15 protein-coding genes are annotated in these 22094 nt (G+C 39.8%); 9 read left to right on the top strand and 6 right to left on the bottom strand.

Features of this window, described 5'->3' with window-relative positions; translation table 11 throughout:
* Positions 1-15: 15 nt before the first annotated feature.
* Both NSP_RS19570 and NSP_RS19565 read left to right on the top strand, forming a co-directional pair.
* Positions 16-447, top strand: a complete 432-nt coding sequence (locus NSP_RS19570) for an NfeD family protein (protein WP_006197639.1) — start codon at positions 16-18, stop codon at positions 445-447.
* 160 nt (positions 448-607) lie between these two features.
* On the top strand, positions 608-1603 hold the full coding sequence (locus tag NSP_RS19565; RefSeq protein ID WP_006197638.1) for an SPFH domain-containing protein: 996 nt from the start codon (positions 608-610) through the stop codon (positions 1601-1603).
* A 206-nt stretch (positions 1604-1809) separates the two neighbouring features.
* On the opposite strand, the gene NSP_RS19560 is transcribed toward NSP_RS19565, so the two are convergent.
* Positions 1810-2217 carry a Fur family transcriptional regulator gene (locus NSP_RS19560; RefSeq protein ID WP_006197637.1) on the bottom strand — a complete coding sequence of 136 codons (408 nt, stop codon included), beginning with the start codon at positions 2215-2217 and terminating at the stop codon, positions 1810-1812.
* A 146-nt stretch (positions 2218-2363) separates the two neighbouring features.
* Here NSP_RS19560 and purS point away from each other — a divergent pair, with 146 nt between their 5' ends.
* The 4 genes from purS (at position 2364) to NSP_RS19540 (ending at position 10449) form a co-directional block, all read left to right on the top strand.
* Positions 2364-2642, top strand: a complete 279-nt coding sequence (gene purS / locus NSP_RS19555; RefSeq protein ID WP_006197636.1) for a phosphoribosylformylglycinamidine synthase subunit PurS — start codon at positions 2364-2366, stop codon at positions 2640-2642.
* Between the two features lie 104 nt (positions 2643-2746).
* On the top strand, positions 2747-3421 hold the full coding sequence (purQ, locus tag NSP_RS19550) for a phosphoribosylformylglycinamidine synthase subunit PurQ (RefSeq protein ID WP_006197635.1): 675 nt from the start codon (positions 2747-2749) through the stop codon (positions 3419-3421).
* 182 nt (positions 3422-3603) lie between these two features.
* Positions 3604-6618, top strand: a complete 3015-nt coding sequence (locus NSP_RS19545) for a hypothetical protein (protein ID WP_017804357.1) — start codon at positions 3604-3606, stop codon at positions 6616-6618.
* A gap of 225 nt (positions 6619-6843) precedes the next feature.
* Complete coding sequence (locus NSP_RS19540) at positions 6844-10449, top strand: helicase-related protein (protein WP_006198576.1); 3606 nt, start codon at positions 6844-6846, stop codon at positions 10447-10449.
* Positions 10450-10593: 144 nt separating this feature from the next.
* On the opposite strand, the gene trpE is transcribed toward NSP_RS19540, so the two are convergent.
* The 3 genes from trpE to NSP_RS19525 all read right to left on the bottom strand — a co-directional run bounded on the left by trpE (position 10594) and on the right by NSP_RS19525 (position 14850).
* Positions 10594-12108, bottom strand: a complete 1515-nt coding sequence (gene trpE / locus NSP_RS19535; protein ID WP_042202922.1) for an anthranilate synthase component I — start codon at positions 12106-12108, stop codon at positions 10594-10596.
* Between the two features lie 136 nt (positions 12109-12244).
* Entirely contained in the window at positions 12245-12664 is a 420-nt protein-coding gene (locus NSP_RS19530; RefSeq protein ID WP_006198574.1) for a photosystem I reaction center subunit II PsaD, read from the bottom strand.
* A 173-nt stretch (positions 12665-12837) separates the two neighbouring features.
* Entirely contained in the window at positions 12838-14850 is a 2013-nt protein-coding gene (locus NSP_RS19525; RefSeq protein ID WP_006198573.1) for a DICT sensory domain-containing protein, read from the bottom strand.
* A gap of 1020 nt (positions 14851-15870) precedes the next feature.
* Here NSP_RS19525 and NSP_RS19515 point away from each other — a divergent pair.
* The gene (locus tag NSP_RS19515; protein WP_006198572.1) at positions 15871-18096 is read left to right on the top strand and encodes an amylo-alpha-1,6-glucosidase; all 2226 of its coding nucleotides are present in this window, start codon (positions 15871-15873) and stop codon (positions 18094-18096) included.
* Between the two features lie 112 nt (positions 18097-18208).
* Complete coding sequence (locus NSP_RS19510; protein WP_006198571.1) at positions 18209-18697, top strand: DUF29 domain-containing protein; 489 nt, start codon at positions 18209-18211, stop codon at positions 18695-18697.
* 69 nt (positions 18698-18766) lie between these two features.
* Here NSP_RS19510 and NSP_RS19505 read toward each other — a convergent pair whose 3' ends face one another.
* Positions 18767-19084 (bottom strand): DUF2973 domain-containing protein, encoded by a 318-nt coding sequence (locus NSP_RS19505; protein ID WP_006198570.1) that lies wholly within the window; start codon positions 19082-19084, stop codon positions 18767-18769.
* 276 nt (positions 19085-19360) lie between these two features.
* Entirely contained in the window at positions 19361-19678 is a 318-nt protein-coding gene (locus NSP_RS19500; RefSeq protein WP_006198569.1) for a DUF2605 domain-containing protein, read from the bottom strand.
* Positions 19679-20206: 528 nt separating this feature from the next.
* Between NSP_RS19500 and thrS the strand changes: the two genes are divergently transcribed.
* The gene (thrS, locus tag NSP_RS19495; RefSeq protein WP_071839338.1) at positions 20207-22051 is read left to right on the top strand and encodes a threonine--tRNA ligase; all 1845 of its coding nucleotides are present in this window, start codon (positions 20207-20209) and stop codon (positions 22049-22051) included.
* Positions 22052-22094 lie beyond the last annotated feature (43 nt).

Below are 22094 nucleotides of genomic sequence, written 5' to 3'. Positions count from 1 at the left end.
GATGGCGTGATGCCTATGCCAAGTTATACCTTAATCTGGCTCCTGGCAGGATCTGTTCTGTGTTTAATGGAACTTTTCTTACCATCGGCTTTTGTCGAATTCATGATGGGAATTAGTGCCTTGATAGTGGCGCTACTATCTGTAGTAGGTGTGGGGAGTTTATGGCTACAAGTTGCGGCTTGGCTACTGCTTTCCACCGTTTTGATTGTGCTTTCTCGGCGCTTTTTGCAACCGCGTCGGCGCAAGTCGAAAATGCCGGATACAGTTTTAGCCGAAACCTTAACCGAAATTCCGGCTGGGGAAACCGGGCGGGTGCTATACGAGGGAAATTCTTGGCGCGCACAATGTGACGACGAACAACTCAGCGTAGCACCCCATCAAAGAGTTTATGTGGTTAGAAGAGAAGGCACTACCTTGATTGTGATGCCAGATTATCTATTGCGTTGAGTGCGCGCTTGTAGAGACGCGATGAATCGCGTCTGGGAAGAGGAACGAACCACGTTGGCGCTAGCCTCTCCCTTTGGGAGAAGGACACAAAGAAAGAAGGAAAGACATTCGGCGCGGTTCCTCACACAGAAATAGTATGAGAAATTAGGAGAATAAATAAATGGAGCAATTGTTTTTACTAATTTTCTTGGCGCTTGGTGGTTCTGCGGTTGCAGGATCTGTGAAAGTTGTCAATCAAGGTAATGAAGTCTTGGTAGAAAGATTGGGTAGCTATAACCAAAAGCTGCAACCAGGGCTGAATTTTGTCATCCCTTTTTTAGATAAAATTGTCTACCAGCAAACTATCCGCGAAAAAGTCTTAGATATTCCGCCCCAAAAATGTATTACCCGCGACAATGTGGGCATTGAAGTTGATGCGGTGGTTTATTGGCGGATTGTGGATATGGAAAAAGCTTGGTATAAGGTGGAAAATCTCCATGCAGCCATGACAAATTTGGTTTTAACTCAAATTCGCTCGGAAATGGGACAATTGGAGTTAGATAAAACCTTTACCGCCCGTTCTCAAATCAATGAAATGTTATTGCGGGAGCTAGATATTGCTACTGATCCTTGGGGTGTGAAAATTACGCGGGTGGAGTTACGCGATATCGTCCCATCCCAGACGGTGCGAGAATCAATGGAGTTGCAAATGGCAGCAGAACGGCGCAGACGGGCGGCAATTCTGACTTCTGAGGGGGAACGTGAATCTGCTGTGAATAGCGCTAGGGGTAAGGCTGAGGCGCAAATTTTGGACGCTGAAGCTCGGCAAAAAGCCACGATTCTCCAAGCTGAAGCGCAACAAAAATCTATTGTGTTACAAGCCCAAGCTGAACGTCAGCAACAGGTTCTCAAGGCACAAGCAACATCAGAAGCACTGCAAATTATCACTAAAACTTTGAATAGTGAACCAGGCGCACAAGAAGCGTTACAGTTTTTACTTGCCCAAAATTATTTGGAAATGGGTACGAAGATTGGCAGCAGTGACAGCAGCAAGGTGATGTTTATGGACCCCCGCAGTATTCCTGCTACTTTAGAGGGGATGCGTTCTATTGTTTCTGATAGTTCGGCTAACCCGTTGTTTGGCGGTGAGATAGCAAGGGATAATCATTCTAGCTAAGAAGAGGTGATCAGTTAAAAGTTATAATTTTTAATTACAAAAGTTGTAGGGACAATTCATAAATTGTCCCTATTTTGCGGAAAATATTTAAGTTCCCCACTATAGCCAAAGTCAAAAGTCCAAGTTAAATCCCGCACCATAGGACTTGTTGACAGTTAACTGATAACTGTTAACTGTTAACTGTTAACTGTTAACTGTTAACTGATTTAATGCGCTCCCATGCTAGCAGCTTGATTCATTTGGCATTTGCTACACAAACCAAAAAATTCTAGTGTGTGGTAAAAAATTTTAAACTTATGGCTGGATTCTAACTCGTCTTCGAGGTTATGAACGGGACACTGATTAATCGGAATTGACAGTCCACACTGGAGGCAAGTTAGGTGGTGTTTGTCTTGTTGGGCTAGGTTATATAGGGCTTCACCATTAGCCAAAGTCCTGACCTGCACCATACCTTCTAGTTTTAAAGCCTCCAGGGAGCGGTAAACTGTTGCTAAACCCATGCTCTGATTTCGGTTCCGTAATTCTACGTAAATGTCTTGGGCAGAAATGCCTTGTTTAATGGTTTTCAGCAGGCTCAAAATCCGCTCTTGACTGCGGGTGTGTATGGCTCTCATAGACAATTATTTAAATTCGCCACTGTAGTAGAAGCTGTTATACTGGATCAACTAATTACTTAACTGTAACCGCTTCATAATCTTATTTTCACTCAGTTGGGGCAGAAAGTTATAGTATAGCGATCGCAGCATTCAGCAAAAAGCCTGTGCAAAGGAAGTATATAGCTAAAATTTTCGTAACGCTTCGTCCTTCAGTCTTAGACCCTGCTGGTGTGGCTGTACAATCCGGTCTCCAGCAACTGGGATACAACAATGTGGAACAGGTGCGGATTGGGAAGTACATTGAACTAACCATCACTTCGACTGAAGAGATTAAAGCGCGTCAAGACCTTGAACGTATCTGTGACCAAATGCTAGCAAATCCGGTAATTGAAAATTATCGCTTTGATTTGATAGAGGTGGAAACACAAACGGGAGTCATTTAACAAGGGTTGGGGAATGAGGAAGATAGGGATAATCTTAATTTCCCACTCCCCACTCCCAATGACTAATGACTAATGACTAATGACTAATGACTACTGACTAAATCATGAAATTTGGGGTTTTGGTTTTTCCGGGTTCTAATTGCGATCGCGATGTGGCTTATGTTACCAGAGAATTGCTGGGTCAACCGACTCGCATGGTTTGGCATCAAGACACAGACATCGCTGATGTGGATGTGGTAATTGTACCTGGTGGTTTTAGTTACGGTGATTATTTGCGCTGTGGTGCGATCGCTCAATTCTCGCCTGTGATGCAGCAGGTTATTGCTCATGCACAAAAAGGTAAATTTGTCCTCGGTATCTGCAATGGTTTTCAGGTATTAACTGAAGCAGGGTTGTTACCAGGGGCATTGACGAGGAATCGAGATTTGCATTTTATATGCGATCGCGTCCCCTTGCAAGTTGAGCGTATTGACACCAAATGGACGCAAGGCTATAAAACAGGTGAAACTATCACCTTACCCATAGCCCACGGTGAAGGGAGATTTTATGCTGATGCAGCCACCTTATCAGCGATCGAAGATCATGGGCAAGTCCTCTTCCGCTATGCAGGAGAAAACCCCAACGGTTCACTCAACAACATCGCCGGCATTTGCAATCGACAAGGCAACGTTTTAGGCATGATGCCGCACCCAGAAAGAGCCTCAGACACCTCCCTGGGGAGTATTGACGGTTTGAGACTATTTCAAGGTTTATTAGAGCAAATAGCCGCCTTAGCGTAATTTTTTTTTGACAACTTAATTTTTCTTAAAGTCCGCACAAGTGGACTTTTTTCATGACTACTAAAAATCAAGTTACCAAAATATTTTAGTTAGCAGTGATTTTACTGTTATTGACTTATTAATTCCTCTATTTTATATTCAATTATTAATTGAATATAAAATAGATTATCAGGGTTATCAAGGTGAATAAAATAACAACAAATCCAGACTTAGCCAATGTGGATTATACGGATTTATTAACAAAGATATTACAAGCTTTAAAAAACGAACAGATATTTGAAATCCGTAACAATAATAAATGGTTACTAATTGATATTAATAAAATAGCCAGTCAAATAACTGCATTACAAGTAGACAGTCCTTTAGGAAACGCTAAAGCAGTCAAAACAGCTACCCTTAACTTTAGTTCTGGTTCTCAAGAAAAATTTCCCGCACAAATTAGAGAAATTACCGCTTGTATTCAGGACGGCTTAACCAATATTTCTCGTAATGCAGATTCTCTAGATAGATTTGCATTTATTCAACAATTTATCACTGATTTGCACAGATTTCGCGGAAAATACGATAAATTTGACCTAACATATAACTTTCCGAAAAGTGAAAACTTACAAAAACAGCGATTAACACTTAAAAAAGACGACAGCAAACAAAGACAATTACTAAAAGCGCATAAAATCAAAATTTCAGTGGATAAACCTCGTGATTTTCCTGCACAATTATTAGAGGGAATTAATAACTATATAGACACACAATTTGTAGATGCAAGTTCCACAGACAGAGAAGACATAGAATACATTTTAGAGAACTTAAAAGAAAATAGTAACTCTGATATTTACAAATTAGAAAATTTAGTTAACCAACAAACCTTGGGTAAATTAAAAAGGCTAGCCAAGATTAGATATTTAGAATTTCTCTCCGAAAATGTTAGTCATGAAACAGGAAAAATATATTTAGTAGATTTAATCAGAAGATTGAAATTGTTAGATGATTTCATTAACGATAGCAGTAAAGCCGACGGCGAATATTTAGTTAACTATCTGGGAATACCAGTTAATTACCAAAATATATTTTCTCGAAGTGAAGCATTTGATATACTTCCGATTATCCCTGTTATCGCAGGTTACTTAGGAGAAACAGAAAATGAACATGGAGAAAAAGTAGAATTTGTTTTTGGCATCAAGTTGAAATTTGATGGTAAAGTACAAGCCTATGGAGGTAGAACCGTCTTTGATTATAATCTCAATCTGTTAAATCCAGAGAGTAAAGAACATCAACAAGAGATAGCAGACGAATCGAGAAAATTTACATTTGCGAATAAAGTTTTAAAGATAGCATTACTATATTATTTTGTATTTGCATCTCGTGAAAATCCCTCAGATGAAAATTATCACCCCCACAATGAATTAAACTATAATCCCAGAGATAAATTTGAAAAAGATATCCTACCAATATTGCAAGGTAGTGATGATGAAGCGAAGAAGAATCTGTTTAAACGCTTTGTGAAAGGTTTTGAAACATTCAAAGTTCAACAGAAAATCGACACACTCAAAGAAGTATTACAAAAAGTTATCCACCATAAAACTCCATTTCCTAGCAGAGACTATCCCCTACATATTTCCGTGAAGTATAGTATTTTAGAAAATGATATCGACACTATTAATGATAGAGACACATTATTTAAATCTGGGTTAGAAAAAAATCCTAAAGACTGTCTCAAATACATCAACTTAGGAGAAGCAACCACTCAGACAAACTCCCTTGTCAGTCTCCAAGCCAAAATGACTATCAGCGAAATTCATTTTTTAGAGACTGATGACAGAGAAACCTTTCAAATGGAATACGACATAGACAAGATAGACAAGAATATTGGTGTTTTACCTGTAGTATTTTTACCAGCAAGAAATGAAAAATGCCGAAACTTTTATAACACCCAATTCCCACAGCGTAACTTACTGATATTTCCTTATCAGTCAGAAATTGAAAAATTAGACTCTCATCAAGAGTTTATTTACAAAATCACCTACAGTTTACTAGCATATATTTGTGTGTATGTCTTGCTAGAAAAACAATCAAAGTTATTTATTCCCATTTTGAGGATACACCTAAAAAAGAAAACGGATAATGCACCCCTAGAAAAATTTATAGTTTCCTTGACAGGTGTATTATCTCATTTATTTAACGAAAAATCTCGGAGTAACTCCCAAGGAATAGATATTAGTGATTTTTCCAGCAAGGGTAAATTTAAAATTCCCAATACTTTAAGTTCCTTGTATTCTGTCTTACCCAAAAAATTTACTTTACAGAATCCAGATAAATTTAAATTTGAAGAACTAGATAAACTAGCGATTATTGTAGTTTCCAGTCGAGTCAGCGATAGTAAATGGGGAACTGAAAGTAAAAAATCTAACCTGATGGGAGAAATTATTGATTTCCAACTTCAACCGCAAACAGTGAAATTGAGATTGTTAAAAACATTCTCAGAGAACTATGATGATCATCAAGATATGTTTGAATATCCCAGCGTAGTAGTGGAGAATGTAAATAAACTTTATCAAAAAGGATACAGACACTTTATTTATATAGCGAAAGTTCCCTACAGTAGTACATTACATATTACTCAAACTGAAGATGACGGACTATTTTTTATGTCCAAAAATGTAATTACAGCTTTGAGAACACAACGAGATGATATCAAAATTTATCCCATGTTTTTTGACAAATATTACGCAGTCAAAGTAGGGGATAATATCAAATCAACATCATTATATATTCAAGATACCATCGAACTCACCGAGTTAGCAGAAGATAGCAATAAACAATCTGTGATATTTTTCAACTTGTTTAACGGAATCGCAGTTGCTAAAGATAATAACTATAACGGTGTGATGTCTTACGCAACATTATTGAACATTTATAAAGGTATACTAGATGACGAAGATATTAGAAGAGGATTAATTTCCAACCAAAGCCAGTTAAAAAATGAGATTTTGCAATGCTTAACCTTATTTCATTTCTCCCGTTATGAAAAATCGGGTAAAATCGAACTGAAATTAGATCCTTATCAAAATCTCATCGGAGATGAATCAATTGGTGAACTAGCGTTATTTAAACATAGTCGAGGAACAGCAGAATTTAACTCCCTAGCATTTTTAACCTACATCAGAGACATACTCCAAACACCAAAACAAAGTTCGTAGTCAGGACTTTAGTCCTCTCATAACTTCCTTTCTTCTTTCCTTCTTGGCGTACTTGGCGACTTGGCGGTTCGTTTAAACAAAAATCAGGACTTACGCAAAATCATGAAAAAACGAACCACAAAGAACGCGTTGGCGCTAGCCTCTCCCCTTGGGAGAAGGACACGAAGGAAAGAGGGTTGCAGAGAGTTATTGCGTAAGTCCTAAAAAATAATAGAATAAATTAAAATGACAGCAAAAATAGCTGATGACTTAGGAAGATTATTTGAAGTAGGATTTAATATTGGGATTTTATCCTACATTCACCAAAACCAAATCAAGCAGCGATTTGGAAACTTATATCGCAGCGAACTTAAACATCTGAAATTCTCTAAAATTCGACAAAGAATAGTTGATAAAGTAGTCAGCAAACGAGACAGAGAGATAGCTGATACTTGGTGTCAATTTTTTGTTCAAAAGGGATTTTTATCGGGATTAAATTTCTTTCGCGAATATCTCACATCTGTGGGATGCGATAAACCAGAGAACTTCCGACATCTGGAAATTTTATATTATCAATGCTGCTTTCATGGTGATAACAGTATTGGAACTTATGAAACCGATGAGACGCAATGGTTTAAAGATGTTCTCTCCCAGTTTGATAAATTAGAAAATACTGCTAACTATATTAGTAAATATAAAGCGAAAGGTGATTTTCTCAACGCCGATACTTTAATTTTGCTCAAATATCGGCGTAAGTATCGGGTTTTGTGTCTTGACTTATCGGTATTTTCCATTCACACCGACGAAGATATCCAAAATATTGATTATGTAGAAATTATTCGCCGCTTATTAATGCGGGATGTTAACTATATTCGTTCTAAAAGCGTATTTTCTAGCTTGAGTATTGATACTAATTCTTTAGGTTTAGATTTTTCGCCAGGTTTAACAGACTATTTCACAGCTTTTAAATATAAAGACAAGGAAAGCGCCAAATTAATTCAAGCTGCTGGTTATATTTATAGCTTTTATCAATTTCTCGAAGAAACCGGGATGATATCAGATATCTCAGCACCGATATTAAATGCTGTTGGTTATAGCGATCGCTCATTCAATACTATATCTATTCAACCAGAAAACCTCAACATTTTTCAGACTTGTTATCAAATCTATAAACACCATGATAACAAAGAAGAAATTACCGACGCGCGTCATCGAGTTCTCAATCAAATCACACGTAACGCCTTCAGAACATTTGACAAAGGTCAAGAATTTGTCAATTCACTTTTAGGCATTACGCCAAATAGCATCAATATCATACCACGTCACACAGAGAAAATCAGCGACTTTTCTAACTCCGTCGCCCAAGTTCCCTCAGAGTTAATTTCTGACTTAGGTTTAACGGGAAATTGCAATTTTCGTGACGCACATAGTCAGCTAATTCAAAAATCTCTCCTCTCCGACAAAACCTATATATTCCTCACCGGAAACCCTGGTATTGGTAAAACCACAGCTATTGTTAATTTTCTCAAAAATCATCTCGATGAAGGCTTTATATTTTTCTATGTCAGTCCCCGCAAACAGGTAAATCTCGACATCATCGAAAAATTCAAAGATAAACAAACTACGAAATTAGTCGATGAGAGAATTTTGGCTATCAATACTCATAGTCACCTAATTAAAGATAACTCTGGTAAATGTTCAGTTGAATATACTTCCAATCAATATCAGAATGATTTTGTCCAAGGAGGAGTTCACTTTCTCAATAGTGAAAATGTAGCCAGAAAAGCTAGACGCAGCAACCGACTTGAACATATTACCGATGATACTATTCAAGACGCAGGACAAAAAACCAAAGGTGTTTTAAATAGTCTTTGCGAAGGACTATATACTGTCATCTCGCAGGAATTATCGCAGAATATTATCGCTACTGCTTCTACTCAGTCATTAAAAAAAACCGATAGCGGAGATACATTAAAACATCTGGAAAAAATCTTCCGCGACGCATACAACACCAGAGAAGAGAAAGTATTCCCGGAAAAAATGCAAAATATCTCTCGTCGCATCAAACATCTATTTATCATGATAGACGAAATTACAGGTGATGAGGGAGGGGTAGAATTTCTTGATGGTATTCATAAAATTATCAAGCGATATGAATTAACCAACCCTGAAAATGGTTTTAATACCAAGGTAATTATTGCAGATGCTTCCATCGTTGATCAAAATGTGATTCGTCAACATTTAGAAGATACCACACCTGAACCGAATAAAATCTACTTCCGTCACGCTGGGGATAATATTCAACCCTTGTCGGTGGAAGATTTAAACTTTAAAAATTTACCTGCTTCCATCATTAACGCTAACTCCTACCCAGCGAAAAGTTTAACTATTAGCTATCAAATTTTGATCGAGTCTTGCAAATTTACCGATAAGGCGCGATTAAAGGATAAATCTAATTTAGAGAAAAATCTTTTAGAGGCAATTTTTACAGATATTCAAAATCTTTTAGAAAATTCAGACGTTGCACAATTTATAGTATACATCCAAAATAAACCCAAACTCTCGGAACTTATTGATAAAATCCAGGACAAGTTAGGCGAAGGTAACTTTCAGAAAAATAGCCATTATCTAGAAATACACGCGAATATCTCGGAGTTAGAAAAACAAGAAATTCAAAGATATCAAGAAAATGTCAAAGTAATTTTCATGACTGCTTCGGGAAGTCGGGGTTTATCCTTTCCCAAAGCCAAGCACATTTTAGTGGAAATACCCAAATTTGAAATTGAAAAAAACCTGATGGAAATCATTCAGGTAATTTATCGAGGGAGAGGAAATGATTATCTAGATAACCAAGATAAATATTTATTTTTCTATTTAGCCGAACGTTCCTTTTATTACGAAGATAACCCGCAACTATCTGTAAAAGAAAGCGTTTTAAGTTTATTAAACCTGCTGTTAATTCTCAAAGCGTCTATCATGACGAGAATTTATGGCTATGGTAATATTGGAAGAAAAAAATATATTCTGATTCCTATCGGGGGAAAATCGATTTTAGCTGCTGGGGAAACATTTTCTAGCCAAATGGTAAATCTGATTAACCAAATCAAAAAAGAACACCAAATGAACCGCAGTCATGAATTATTAGAAAAAGTCTATACCAGTTTAGAAAAACTCATGGGAGATGGTGATTTTGTTGTTCAGAAAGGCGCAGAAGAAAGTTATCTAATATTACAAAAAACTTTTAATAATAAATTCTTACAACTTGCTAATACCTTTGATAAATTACTAGATTTTGACGCACTGGAGTTAGGCTATATTAACGGTGGTTTGCTATTAGTACCCACAGCAAATATAGAAGAATCGTATCAAATAAAATTACTAGACATTGAACAATACGCCAATGCAGAATTATGGCAAAATATGAAAAGAATTAGCCAAAATCAAACGTATCCCGAAAATTTAAGGTTTGCGATTAAAGATGCAATTGAGCTAGTGCATAAATTACAAAATGCGTCATCCAAGACACAAAAATTAACACAAAAGAGTAAAAATATTGATCAATATTACGCCTTACCATTATTTGCCTTTATTAGTGGTGAAGTAATGAGCGAATATTTTACTAATGAAATAGAAGAACCAGAAGACGAGAGATTCCGTGATATCCTAGCCGCATATATTCGCCTATTATACCCTGTAACTAATATATTACCAATAGGACATAAATATCAAGAATTTCCATTTGTAGTATTTAGAAGTTACTCCTTAGCAGAAATTAGAAAACAACTTTTTACAGATAAATATCTATTAAACTCCCGTGAATTAAACGTATTAAACTTAATCCTTTCGCAATAAAACTAAGCTATTTCACATATATTTTAACATAGGCGGGCAAGATGCCCACCCCACCGTAGTTTAATATTATTGAAGTAGGAACATATTAAACTCGTCTCATCTCTTACTCTCTGCGCCTCTGCGCCTGGAGCGTGATAAAAAAGATCATTGTAAACAACGAATTGCTATCAACAACCCCCGCGCCTTATTCAAAGTCTCCTCATATTCCTTTTCCGGTTCAGAATCAGCCACCAAACCTGCACCAGCTTGGACAGTTACAGTATTATTCTGCAATACCATTGTACGAATTGCGATCGCACTATTCAATTGTCCCTCAAAATCGTAATAACCATAGACACCAGAATAAACACCCCGGCGACTCGGTTCCAACTCATTAATAATTTCCATCGCCCGAATTTTAGGCGCACCACTCACCGTCCCCGCAGGGAAACAAGCCTTGAGTAAATCCCAAGCCGTTTTATTTGGTGCTAACTTACCCACCACATTACTCACAATGTGCATCACATGGGAATAACGCTCAACTATCATTAATTCATCAACTTTGACGCTACCACTTTCACAAACCCGCCCCAAATCATTCCGCCCTAAATCAACTAGCATTACGTGTTCCGCAGTTTCCTTGGGGTCTTGAAGTAAATCCTCTGCAAAGGCTTCATCCTCCTTCATGGTTTTCCCCCGTGGACGTGTCCCCGCAATCGGGCGCACTGTGGCTAATACCCCACCATCTGCATCCCGTTCGGCTTTTACCATCACCTCTGGACTGGAACCGATAATTTGCCAATCTTGGAAATTAAAGAACGCCATGTAAGGCGAAGGATTAATCTGGCGCAGGGAACGATAAAGCGCGAAGGCATCGCCTGTATATTCTGTTGATAAACGCTGGGAAATTACTACTTGGAAAATGTCGCCAGCTTTAATATATTCTTTTGCTTTTTCTACACTAGCACAAAATTCTGTCCGAGTCAAGTTACTCGTATATTCTTCTATTCCCCCCATATTCTGCGTTCCTGGGGGAGTCCATTCTAAAATAGTTTTTTGTGGCGATACTGGTAAAGATAACTTACACAACATCTGGGTAACGCGATCGCACGCTTGTTCATAAGCCTGTTGCAAATCTACTTTTGGGTTACGTAAATCTGCGTAGGCGATCGCCCAAATTTTCCGCTTCACCTGGTCAAAAATCAACAGGTGGTCTACCTGCATCCATAATCCATCAGGGATATTACCCTCATCAGGTGGATGAACTGGCACACGTGGCTCAATCCAGCGAATCAATTCATAGCCCCAAAATCCAAACAATCCCCCAATTCCCGGCGGTAGTTGGGGTAAAGTCACTGGTTTAAAAGGTTCCAGACATTGGGCTAAAGCTGTAAAGGGGTCGCCTGCAAAAACAACTTGCGAACCGTCTCGATGTGTCTGAGTTGTAGTCTCACCCCTTGCTGATAAAATCCATAACGGATTGCAACCGAGTAAACTATAACGTCCGATATTCTCCCCACCTTCCACTGATTCCAGCAAAAAACTGTAAGGCTGACCAGCACAAACTTTATACCAAGCTGAAACAGGCGTATCTAGGTCTGCTATCCATTCCTGATACACTGGCACAAAATTACCTTGTAAAGCTAGCTGCGAAAAATCAGAAAAATCGGGGAACATCATAGAATTTTGGGAATTGGGAGTGGGGAATGGGGAATGGGGAAATTAGAGAATGGAGAATGGAAAATTGGGTATCAAATTTGTCCCCTTCTTTTCACTACTCCCTACTCCCTACTCCCTACTCCCCACTTTCTAGCCTCTAAACATCGTGGGTAGCTTTACCACTGAACTTAAGTTTTGCGGGACTGGGGTTTTCCCCAATGCTGCGAGGTACATGACGTACTTTTTCGCGTCCTGCGTTAACTTTTTCTGGGAACACACCATCAGCCGGGTGAATGAAAGTGGTTTCTCCAGAGGGTAAAATCCGGTAAATTTTGTAATCTGTGATTTTGAATTTCCGGAGTTGACCGCCCAATGCGATACCATATTCTTTACGAGCTATGTATAGCAGGTTTTCGCCTTTGAGCATAGTGGCAGAACCACCTGTAGGCATTTCAAAAACTTGCTCTTTAGGGCTTGTCCAAGTGATAGCGTACTTTTCTTCTTCTCTTGCTTTGGTCAGCAAACCGCCAGTGCTACCACCAAATAGCGGAGTTTGTCCAGAAAGTGTTTCTGCCATAAAGGTGTCTCTCTCTCAACGTTTTTAGGGCATCCTAACATTGCCAACATGATCATATGGCGATCGCGTCATAGACTGTAACAGTTTTTAGTCATTCGTCATTAGTCATTGGTGAGCAAACTCTCCCCTCTCCTTGATAAGGAGAGGGGCTGGGGGTGAGGTTCTTCTGAGAATTACAACTTACTCTTGACTTTTGGGCGCTTTTCCTCATAGCTCACTTGAGCGATAGGAACAGTGAAATGAAACTGGCTACCTTGGTCTTTACCATTGGATTGGGCCCAAATTTCCCCACCCCAGCCATTGACAATTTGACGGCTAATTGCTAGCCCCAAGCCCGTCCCGCCAGTGGTTCGCCGCAACGCTCCTTCTTCTTGATAAAAGCGGTCAAAGACTATTTCTAGGCGATTGGGTTCAATACCACGTCCAGTATCAGCCACAGTCACCTCCACCATCTGATTGCTGTTTTGGGTGGCGGTAATTGTAATCTGGCCTTCAGGCAGTGTGAATTTACAAGCATTATCCATCAGTTTGGCGATTACCTCCACCAACCAATCACCATCAGCCCTGACTAAAGGCAGATTTTCGGCAATTTGAGTTTTGACTTGGGGGGGTTTCTCGGCTGAGGAACGGGTGCGAAGTCGGCTGAGGGCTAAATCCACACATTCTTGTAAAGTCAAGGATTCTGGATGCCATTCTACCCGTCCGCTTTCTAAGTTGGAAAGGGTGAGGAAATCTTGCACCAGTTTCCGCATTCGTTCTGAGTCGGAAAGTGCCGTACTCAGCATTACCTGTTGCAATTCTAAAGGCATATCCGGTTCAGTCGCCAGACTTTCTAAGCACACCTGAATTGTGGATAGGGGCGTGCGGAGTTCGTGTCCGGTAATGGCGATTAAGTTGCTGCGGGTGCGGTCTAGGGCTTCTAGCTGCTGGTTCAGGTCTTCTAGGTTGGCGTAAGCCTCAGCTTGGATTAATGCTGCGCCCATTTGGGTAGCGATCGCCTTTACCAAGTCTAATTCTCCTGGTTGCCACTCGTGTGGTGGTACACTGCAATAGTGCAATTCCACAATGCCTAACAACCGTCCTTGAAATAAGACTGGTTCGATTAACCAAGAACGAATAGCGAATTTTTGGGCAATTGCGGATAGTTTTTTGGATTTGGTAACACGAGGGTCACTCAGGGTATCCGCTACACAAACGCCCTCACCGTTTTGGATTGCTTCTTGAAATAAATGATTTTCCTCTAATTGCCAACTTTGCCCACCCACAGGTGAAATCCCAGGAATCAAAAACTCATGTTTAATCTGTGCCTGTGCATCTGTAGCCTGAGCGCGGTAAATTAAACAGCGACTAGCCCCTAAGTGTTGTCCTAGCTCTTGTGCAGCTACTTGTAGGACTTCGTGGGGGTCAAGCGATCGCCTAATTGCCGTACTGATAGAGTTGACTAAACGCTCTTTTCGTGCTTGGGCAGTGATCGAACGATAGGCTTTATGCAATTTATACTGGCTAGCTTGCAGATAAGTCACCAAGCGCTGCACAAACGGGTCGGTATCGATATCACAAGCAAATTCAGTCATTTGTGCTGCTGGGGAATATTTTCTAGTTTCCCCAATCCCAAACCTCTGGCGAGCCTGTTTAATTTTGTCTCCCAGGTCTGGTTTGTAAACCGAAATTCTGTTTAACAGCAAATCAGCTGCTTTGAGGCTCACTCCCCGTTCTGATGTCCAGATTCCTTCAAACCTCCTAGCCGTATCCATATCGAGACTAGGAGTAAATTCTGGTAACTGCTGGTTTTTGGCAATGGAACCCAGGCTTTCTCGGCACACCAAACAAGTAGCATAGTTATTAGCAATTACCACCAAATGCCATTCTTGACTTAAGGCATCTTCTGGCTCAAAGGCTACCTTTTCATAATATTCCGAACTGTTGATAAAGTCTGTCTCTGGTGCGGATAAGACGTATATTTGATTACTACGCATAGCTAAACGCTGATAGCGATGAGCTTCTTGGCGATAGTATCGCTCTCGTTGGAAGCTAGCAATTATCAAAGGCTGCTCCAAAGTTGCAGCCAAAACCTGATCTTCCATCGCATGGGAAAGGGCTGTTAGTGAAGCCTTGAAATATAGCTGGGGTCGCAGGTAGGGTATAGACTCTAGCAGATCACTCAGCACAGAAGACGAAATGCTCATGAATATCGTTAAAGAAAAGCCCAATCACAATAAAGATTCAAGTCATAGCTGCATTGTACAAATTACAACGGACTCTCAAGTGCAGCAGACAGTTGAAATATGTAAAGAATCGTTAACAACACATTTCACAAAGGTAGTGACAGCGTTGGTAAAATCTCCAAGACTAGACCAACAAAAATAGTACATTCATGGGTCGTAACCTCGGATATATAAGTGTTTTGCTACATTGTCTTGATATTTATTTTGCAGTTTTTGTGTTACCTTTGCTGGTATCATCAGGTTTAAAATCATAGGCTACTAAGCCCAATATACATTCAACAGACAGCTTTATTATCAAACTTAGCAGCCGTGTATTTACCTAAAATTGCCCCTTAATGCAAAATTAGCCAGTGGAAAATTCTCTCGCTCGCTTATTTTACCAACTTTTTGAGAAATAATATTTGAGTAGCTATACTGAGCAAAATTTATCAGATTTCCTCATCTGCTAACTACCAATTTATCTGAGTTCATCTCTGGTCGATTCATTTCATGGCTACCCCACCCCCGCTATCGCCTTTTGACCCGCGCAATTAATTAAACCCCTAGCAATAAATAACTACTGTCATTATTTCTCTTATTCTGATTGCATAACTATTCATTCTATTTAAATTCAGCCTTTTTTACCCAAAAATCTTTAATATTCTTCCCGAATTATTCCGACGATTTTATCTAATTTTTGGAGTTTATCGCCCAATCAAATTATCACCATGAGCAAGTTTAGTATCTTGGCTAAGTATTCTGTTTCCATGAGGAGTGAGAAGGTTTACAGTTAGATTAATTAGCTGAAAATCACCGTTTTTCAGCCTTGACTTTAGATATAAAAAATATAATCTAGTAAAGATTTGTGATCAATTTTTTCTCTTTGCCTTTGTTAAAAATTTGTGCATCTTAATTTGACACCAAAAGTCTGAAACCTTTTTATAAAAGCACTTTCCCCTGTTGACCCCATTGATATATACCTGGAAAAAGGAACTCTCGCTCATGACACCGGATACACTGACGACCCTGGAAAAAATTTCTTTAGATGGCAAAACTTTTACTCCCGCAGCACAATTATCTATACCAGAATGGCCTTCTGTTGTGAGTGAAAGACCACAACCAACTCTGACAGTTAAAGATGATGATTTATTTTTGGTGACGGATACAATGGGGAACATTTCTGGCTGTTCTCTCCAGGATGGGAACCCCAACGTGGGACTATTTTGTGCTGACACCAGATTTCTCAATCGTCTAGAGTTGCAAATTGACAGGCGATCGCCTATCCTTCTAAGCAGTACTGCCCAAAAAGGGTTTGCAATTTCAGTTCTGTGTACTAACCCGAATATTGACGAACACCTGAAGGCTGAAACCATAGGTATTCGTCGAGAAATTGTCCTCAATGGGGCGCTATTTGAAGAAATTGAAATATCTAATTACAGCACCACAAACGTTAGCTTTGAATTAAGTATCAGCTTCGATGCCGATTTTGTCGATTTATTTGAAGTTCGCGGTGCTAAGAGAGAAAAAAGGGGTCAACGTTTACGCTTAGTAGAATCCACACCTCAAGAATCTTTGACCTTAGCTTATCAAGGTTTGGATGGCTTCTTAATGGAATCTCGTATCCAATTCCAGTATCGTCAACCAGACGATTTCCAGGGTTACACAGCTATTTGGCGATTGGATTTAGCTTCCCACGAAACCCAAAAGCTGGGTTACAGAATCAATATGTTAACCAACCATCAGCCAAGTTCTAAAGTCAGTGCTGCTTTCACCTTAGTACAAGCCAAAGCGGCTGAGTTGATGGAAGAACAAGAATGGATACAGCAAATTACACAAATTAGATCAGATAAAAGTCTCTTTAATCGTGTAATTGAACGCGCTGAACAAGATTTGTATTTGTTGCGTCAGTCTTTTGGGAAGAATAAGACTGTTTCTGCGGGTGTCCCTTGGTTTTCCGCCTTATTTGGCAGAGATTCATTAATTACAGCTTCCCAAACCCTGATGCTAAATCCTGAAATTGCTAAAGAAACCTTGATGATATTAGCGTCATATCAAGGGAAAACTGAGGATAATTGGCGCGAAGAAGAACCAGGGAAAATTTTACACGAGTTACGGTTTGGGGAAATGGCGCGCTGTGAAGAAATTCCCCATACACCCTACTACGGGACTGTTGATGCGACTCCCCTATGGTTGATGTTGTATGCTGAATACTACGCTTGGACTCACGATCAAGAAACTCTAGAGAAGCTTTGGCCGAATGCTTTAGCAGCGATGGAATGGATTGACCTTCATCTCAAACAAAGTAGCTATTTGACTTATTACTGTAAATCTCAACGCGGTTTGGCTAACCAAGGATGGAAAGATTCTGGTGACTGTATCGTGAACCATAAGGGTGAGTTAGCCACTGGTCCCATTGCTTTGAGTGAGGTACAAGCTTATGTTTATGCAGCCAAAATTCAGCTAGCAGAAGTTGCTAAGATGAAGAAGCGGCTAGACTTAGCAGAACGCTGGCTAGATGAGGCTAGACACCTAAAGGTGCGTTTTAATCAAGATTTTTGGATAAAAGACCAAGATTTCTGCGCCTTGGCTTTAGATGGCGATGGTAAACCAGTGGAAAGTATTACATCTAATCCTGGACACTGTTTAAGTTTAGGAATTTTCACACCGGAAAAAGCCTACAGTGTGGCGGAACGGTTGCGCGCGCCAGATATGTTTAATGGCTGGGGGATTCGGACTTTGAGCAGTTTGTCGCCAGCGTACAATCCAATGGGTTATCATATTGGTTCAGTTTGGCCTCATGATAATTCTCTCATTGCAATGGGATTGCGATCGCTCGGTTTAATTGATCAAGCTTTAGAAGTTTTCCAAGGTTTGTTTGATATGACTAGTCAGCAACCATATCAACGTCCTCCAGAACTTTTCTGCGGTTATGAACGTAATGGAGATGATGCGCCGGTACAGTATCCTGTTGCTTGTTCACCACAAGCTTGGGCGACTGGTACTATATTTCAATTGCTGCAAATGGTAGTTAATTTAGTCCCTGATGCTCAAAATAATTGTTTGCGAATTATTCATCCGACTTTACCAGAATCAATTAATTCTCTATCGTTTCATAATTTGAAGGTAGGCGCTACTATCCTAGATTTGGAGTTTGAGCGTTCTGGAAGTACGACAGCTTGTCGGGTTGTGAAAAAACGCGGTAATCTGCGGGTGGTGATTGAAGCGTAACCAGAAGGTTTATAGGGGTTTATTTATAGACCCCTATCTCACGCTCCAGGCGCAGAGGCGCAGAGAGTAAGGATTGAGAATTTCTCAAGAAGAGTAGGAGTAGAGGTAGTTTATGGTGTCACCAATAATACAACCAGCCACTCAAACCTTATATGACCAAGATTATTATCTGTGGCTGAGGACAACTATTAATCAACTTCGCACGGGACAGCTTTCTGCGGTTGATTTGGATAATTTGTTAGAAGAGTTAGAAAATATGGGGAGAAGTCAGAAGCGCGCAATTAAAAGTTTATTGATTAAGCTTCTGGAACATCTACTAAAACTCAAGTGTTGGGATGGGGAGAGAGAACGGAATCAAGGACATTGGAAAGGGGAAATTAGGACATTCCGCAGACAGATAAAAGATGAACTTCAAGATAGTCCGAGTTTAAAACCTTATATTTTAGAAATATTCGATCTATGTTATCAAGAAGCCAGAAAAGAAGCAAGCGATCGCTCTCAACTAATAATTGACCTATTTCCCCTCATCCCCATTGGTTCCTTAGAACAAATCTTAGATGAAAACTGGTTTCCTGTATATCAAGCTTGTGTTCAGGAGTAATTTCAGTAATTATAGGGGTTCATTAATAAACCCCCAATGCTACAAATACTAAATTACGACTGTGAAAAATTAACCTTCTTCTCGGTCGCTTTTTTGTCCTGGAGAAGATTCATAAAGAGCATCTAACTGTTGACGAGCATCTTCAACGTTAACTGAACGCATGACTAACAGAGGTTCTTTAATTAAATTACCAGCGTTATCTAATAATTCTGGGTGGGGAATAAATTGTTTTCTCGAAGACATATAGCCTTGATTATCCATTGATGAGTATTTACCGGGATAAACTCGTTCTCGATCAAAACTGAACATAATCAAGTTGCGGATTAAGTTAGCTACGGCTAAAACAGCCAGAATTGTAAAAGCCAGAATGTAAAGTAGGTGTAACATCGGATTTTCCTCTAAGAGCAGCAAGTTTTAAAACGTTATTCGGTAGCCTTTTGCTTCGCCTATATTGTGAGAGTCGGCGAAGATGAACATCTCACGCACCCAGGGTGCGTCTATAGTTTTATGGAAAAATTTGTTAATCTATTCAAACTAAAGTAGCATGGGATACATTATTTTTTAATAAAAATAATGTTAAGGATTTTGAATCTTTAATGCGACTTGTATAGTGTCGTGTTGTTATGCCAATCAGTCTGCAAAAAATCAACCAGTAGCGCAGTTTTAGACTTCCTGTGTCTGACGAAAGCGCATTGATACATTCCAACATTCTGTTACCAATCGATGCCAAGGCATTAAGATGGTCATCTCAACGCCGACTTGTCCATCCGTGGCTGTAAATAGCATCTTGGCTGCGTTTAGTTCATTTTGCGCTTGCTTGACTCGCAAAAGTAAATCTGATTGCTCCTCGTGACTCATAAATGAGAGTTGCCCGGTTTCTAACAATTCACGCGATCGCGCAAACCAATCATTAAAATCCTCCAGTAGAGGTTCTAACACCGTTTTCAGCATCTCAGCCCCTGGTAAATTCGAGTCTCGCATAAATAAAAAGTATATTTCTAACTCCCCTCATAATATTAACATTTTTTACAATTTTTAACATTCTTTGATGCTCTTTCCTCAGACAGATTCTGGAAAAATCTGTTCTAATCGCTACGAAATAGAGTAATATTAAGATTGGCGTAAGGTTTGTGTAAACTTGACAAAATAGACAAAAGCTATACAGATATATAGCAGTCACAGTATTTTCGGCAGGGTGCTAACGTAGCTCACCGTAGGTATCTCCAGCCAATACGCCATAATTTCCTACTTTGGTGCTGACTCCTTAACACTCATCTGCTGCGGTTTATGAGAAAAGCTTTAATAAAACTGAAATCTTAAAGTCAACTTGGCAGTAATCAAAGCCAGTAAACTCGTTATATTTGAAGCAGACTGGAAAGTGCTGAGTGCTGAGTTAAGAGTAAGTTTCTTCCCCCCAGCACCCAGCACCCTGCCCCCCTGCCTCTTCTCCCTGGGTAGATTTTTTACAGCTTCAACAACTAAAATTAACTTTTTGTAATCACTTCGCTAATGGTTCAGCAACCGATGTCGCCAAATTCATCTCTCGTGAAATCAGAACAGCCTGAAAAAATTTATTTACCTCGGACCAGCGAATCGGAAACATTAAAGCAGATTCGCCACACAGCTTCTCACGTAATGGCAATGGCGGTACAAAAGCTGTTTCCTAAAGCGCAAGTTACAATCGGTCCCTGGATTGAAAACGGTTTTTACTACGACTTCGATAGTCCAGAACCATTTAGCGAAAATGATTTGAAAGCCATCAAGAAAGAGATGGTAAAGATTATTAATCGCAAATTACCTGTAATTCGGGAAGAAGTCAGCCGGGAAGAAGCCGAAAAAAGAATCTCAGAAATTCACGAACCTTACAAACTCGAAATCCTGGGAGATATTAAACAAGAACCCATCACAATTTACCATCTGGGTAATGAATGGTGGGATTTGTGCGCCGGACCTCATGTAGAAAACACCAGTCAATTAAACCCCAAAGCTATTGAATTAGAAAGTGTAGCCGGTGCTTATTGGCGTGGGGATGAAACGAAGGCGCAGTTACAACGCATCTATGCGACTGCGTGGGAAAGTCCAGAACAACTGGCTGAATATAAGCGGCGCAAAGAAGAAGCGCTACGAAGAGATCACCGTAAACTTGGTAAGGAACTGGGTTTATTTATATTTTCCGAACAAGTGGGGCCGGGTTTACCTTTGTGGACTCCTAAAGGTACTTTGTTGCGGAGTGTTTTAGAAGATTTCCTCAAAAAGGAACAGCTTAAACGGGGTTATTTACCTGTAGTCACGCCGCATATTGCGAGAGTGGATTTATTTAAAACTTCTGGACACTGGCAAAAGTATAAGGAAGATATGTTTCCTTTAATGTCGGATGATGAGGAAGCCGCAGCTTTAGAGCAAGGTTTTGTCCTTAAGCCGATGAATTGTCCCTTCCATATCCAAATATACAAGAGTGAGTTACGTTCTTATCGGGAATTACCAATTAGATTGGCAGAATTTGGTACTGTTTACCGCTACGAACAATCAGGAGAATTGGGTGGTTTAACCAGAGTGCGCGGTTTTACTGTGGATGATTCCCACCTGTTTGTGACTCCTGAACAGCTAGACAGTGAATTTCTCAACGTGGTGGATTTGATTTTGTCGGTGTTTAAGAGTCTGCAATTGAAGAATTTTAAAGCTAGACTCAGTTTCCGCGACCCAGCCAGTGATAAGTATATCGGTTCTAATGAAGTGTGGGATAAAGCCGAAGGTGCAATTCGCCGCGCTGTGGAAAAGTTGGGAATGAATTACTTTGAGGGAATCGGGGAAGCGGCGTTTTATGGTCCCAAACTAGATTTTATCTTTAGTGATGCTTTAGAACGGGAGTGGCAATTAGGAACTGTTCAGGTAGATTACAATTTACCAGAACGCTTTGATTTAGAATATGTAGCTGAAGATGGTTCCCGCCAACGTCCTGTGATGATTCACCGTGCGCCGTTTGGTTCTCTAGAACGGCTAATTGGGATTTTAATTGAAGAGTACGCTGGGGATTTTCCTTTATGGTTAGCACCTGTGCAAGCGAGATTGTTACCAGTCGGTGAAGCACAGCTAGATTTTGCTAAGGATGTCGCCGCAAAAATGGTGGCTGAGGGTATCCGTGCAGAAGTCGATACCAGTGGCGATCGCTTGGGTAAAATTATCCGCAATGCAGAGAAACAAAAAATCCCAGTCATGGCGGTGATCGGAGCTAAAGAAGTGGAATCTAACAGCTTGAGTATCCGTACCCGTGCTTCTGGGGAGTTGGGAGCTATCCCTGTGGATGAAGTGGTGGATAAAATGAAACAGGCGATCGCTAACTTCGAGAACTTCTAACCATCATTAGGCTAGTACAGCACGGCGGAAATAAACCATTTGA

Source organism: Nodularia spumigena CCY9414 (genome assembly GCF_000340565.2).
Lineage (GTDB): Bacteria > Cyanobacteriota > Cyanobacteriia > Cyanobacteriales > Nostocaceae > Nodularia > Nodularia spumigena.
The sequence above is the reverse complement of the archived record's forward strand: the minus strand, read 5'-3'. Positions and strand labels throughout refer to the sequence as shown.

Bases quoted from the DNA above. Each gene is read 5' to 3' on its own strand.
- NSP_RS19515 (WP_006198572.1), top strand. From the start codon at position 15,871: ATGACACCGGATACACTGACGACCCTGGAAAAAATTTCTTTAGATGGC.
- trpE (WP_042202922.1), bottom strand. From the start codon at position 12,108: ATGATGTTCCCCGATTTTTCTGATTTTTCGCAGCTAGCTTTACAAGGT.
- NSP_RS19540 (WP_006198576.1), top strand. From the start codon at position 6,844: ATGACAGCAAAAATAGCTGATGACTTAGGAAGATTATTTGAAGTAGGA.
- purQ (WP_006197635.1), top strand. From the start codon at position 2,747: ATGAAATTTGGGGTTTTGGTTTTTCCGGGTTCTAATTGCGATCGCGAT.
- NSP_RS19570 (WP_006197639.1), top strand. From the start codon at position 16: ATGCCAAGTTATACCTTAATCTGGCTCCTGGCAGGATCTGTTCTGTGT.
- thrS (WP_071839338.1), top strand. From the start codon at position 20,207: ATGGTTCAGCAACCGATGTCGCCAAATTCATCTCTCGTGAAATCAGAA.
- NSP_RS19525 (WP_006198573.1), bottom strand. From the start codon at position 14,850: ATGAGCATTTCGTCTTCTGTGCTGAGTGATCTGCTAGAGTCTATACCC.
- NSP_RS19530 (WP_006198574.1), bottom strand. From the start codon at position 12,664: ATGGCAGAAACACTTTCTGGACAAACTCCGCTATTTGGTGGTAGCACT.
- NSP_RS19560 (WP_006197637.1), bottom strand. From the start codon at position 2,217: ATGAGAGCCATACACACCCGCAGTCAAGAGCGGATTTTGAGCCTGCTG.
- NSP_RS19565 (WP_006197638.1), top strand. From the start codon at position 608: ATGGAGCAATTGTTTTTACTAATTTTCTTGGCGCTTGGTGGTTCTGCG.
- NSP_RS19500 (WP_006198569.1), bottom strand. From the start codon at position 19,678: ATGCGAGACTCGAATTTACCAGGGGCTGAGATGCTGAAAACGGTGTTA.
- NSP_RS19510 (WP_006198571.1), top strand. From the start codon at position 18,209: ATGGTGTCACCAATAATACAACCAGCCACTCAAACCTTATATGACCAA.
- NSP_RS19505 (WP_006198570.1), bottom strand. From the start codon at position 19,084: ATGTTACACCTACTTTACATTCTGGCTTTTACAATTCTGGCTGTTTTA.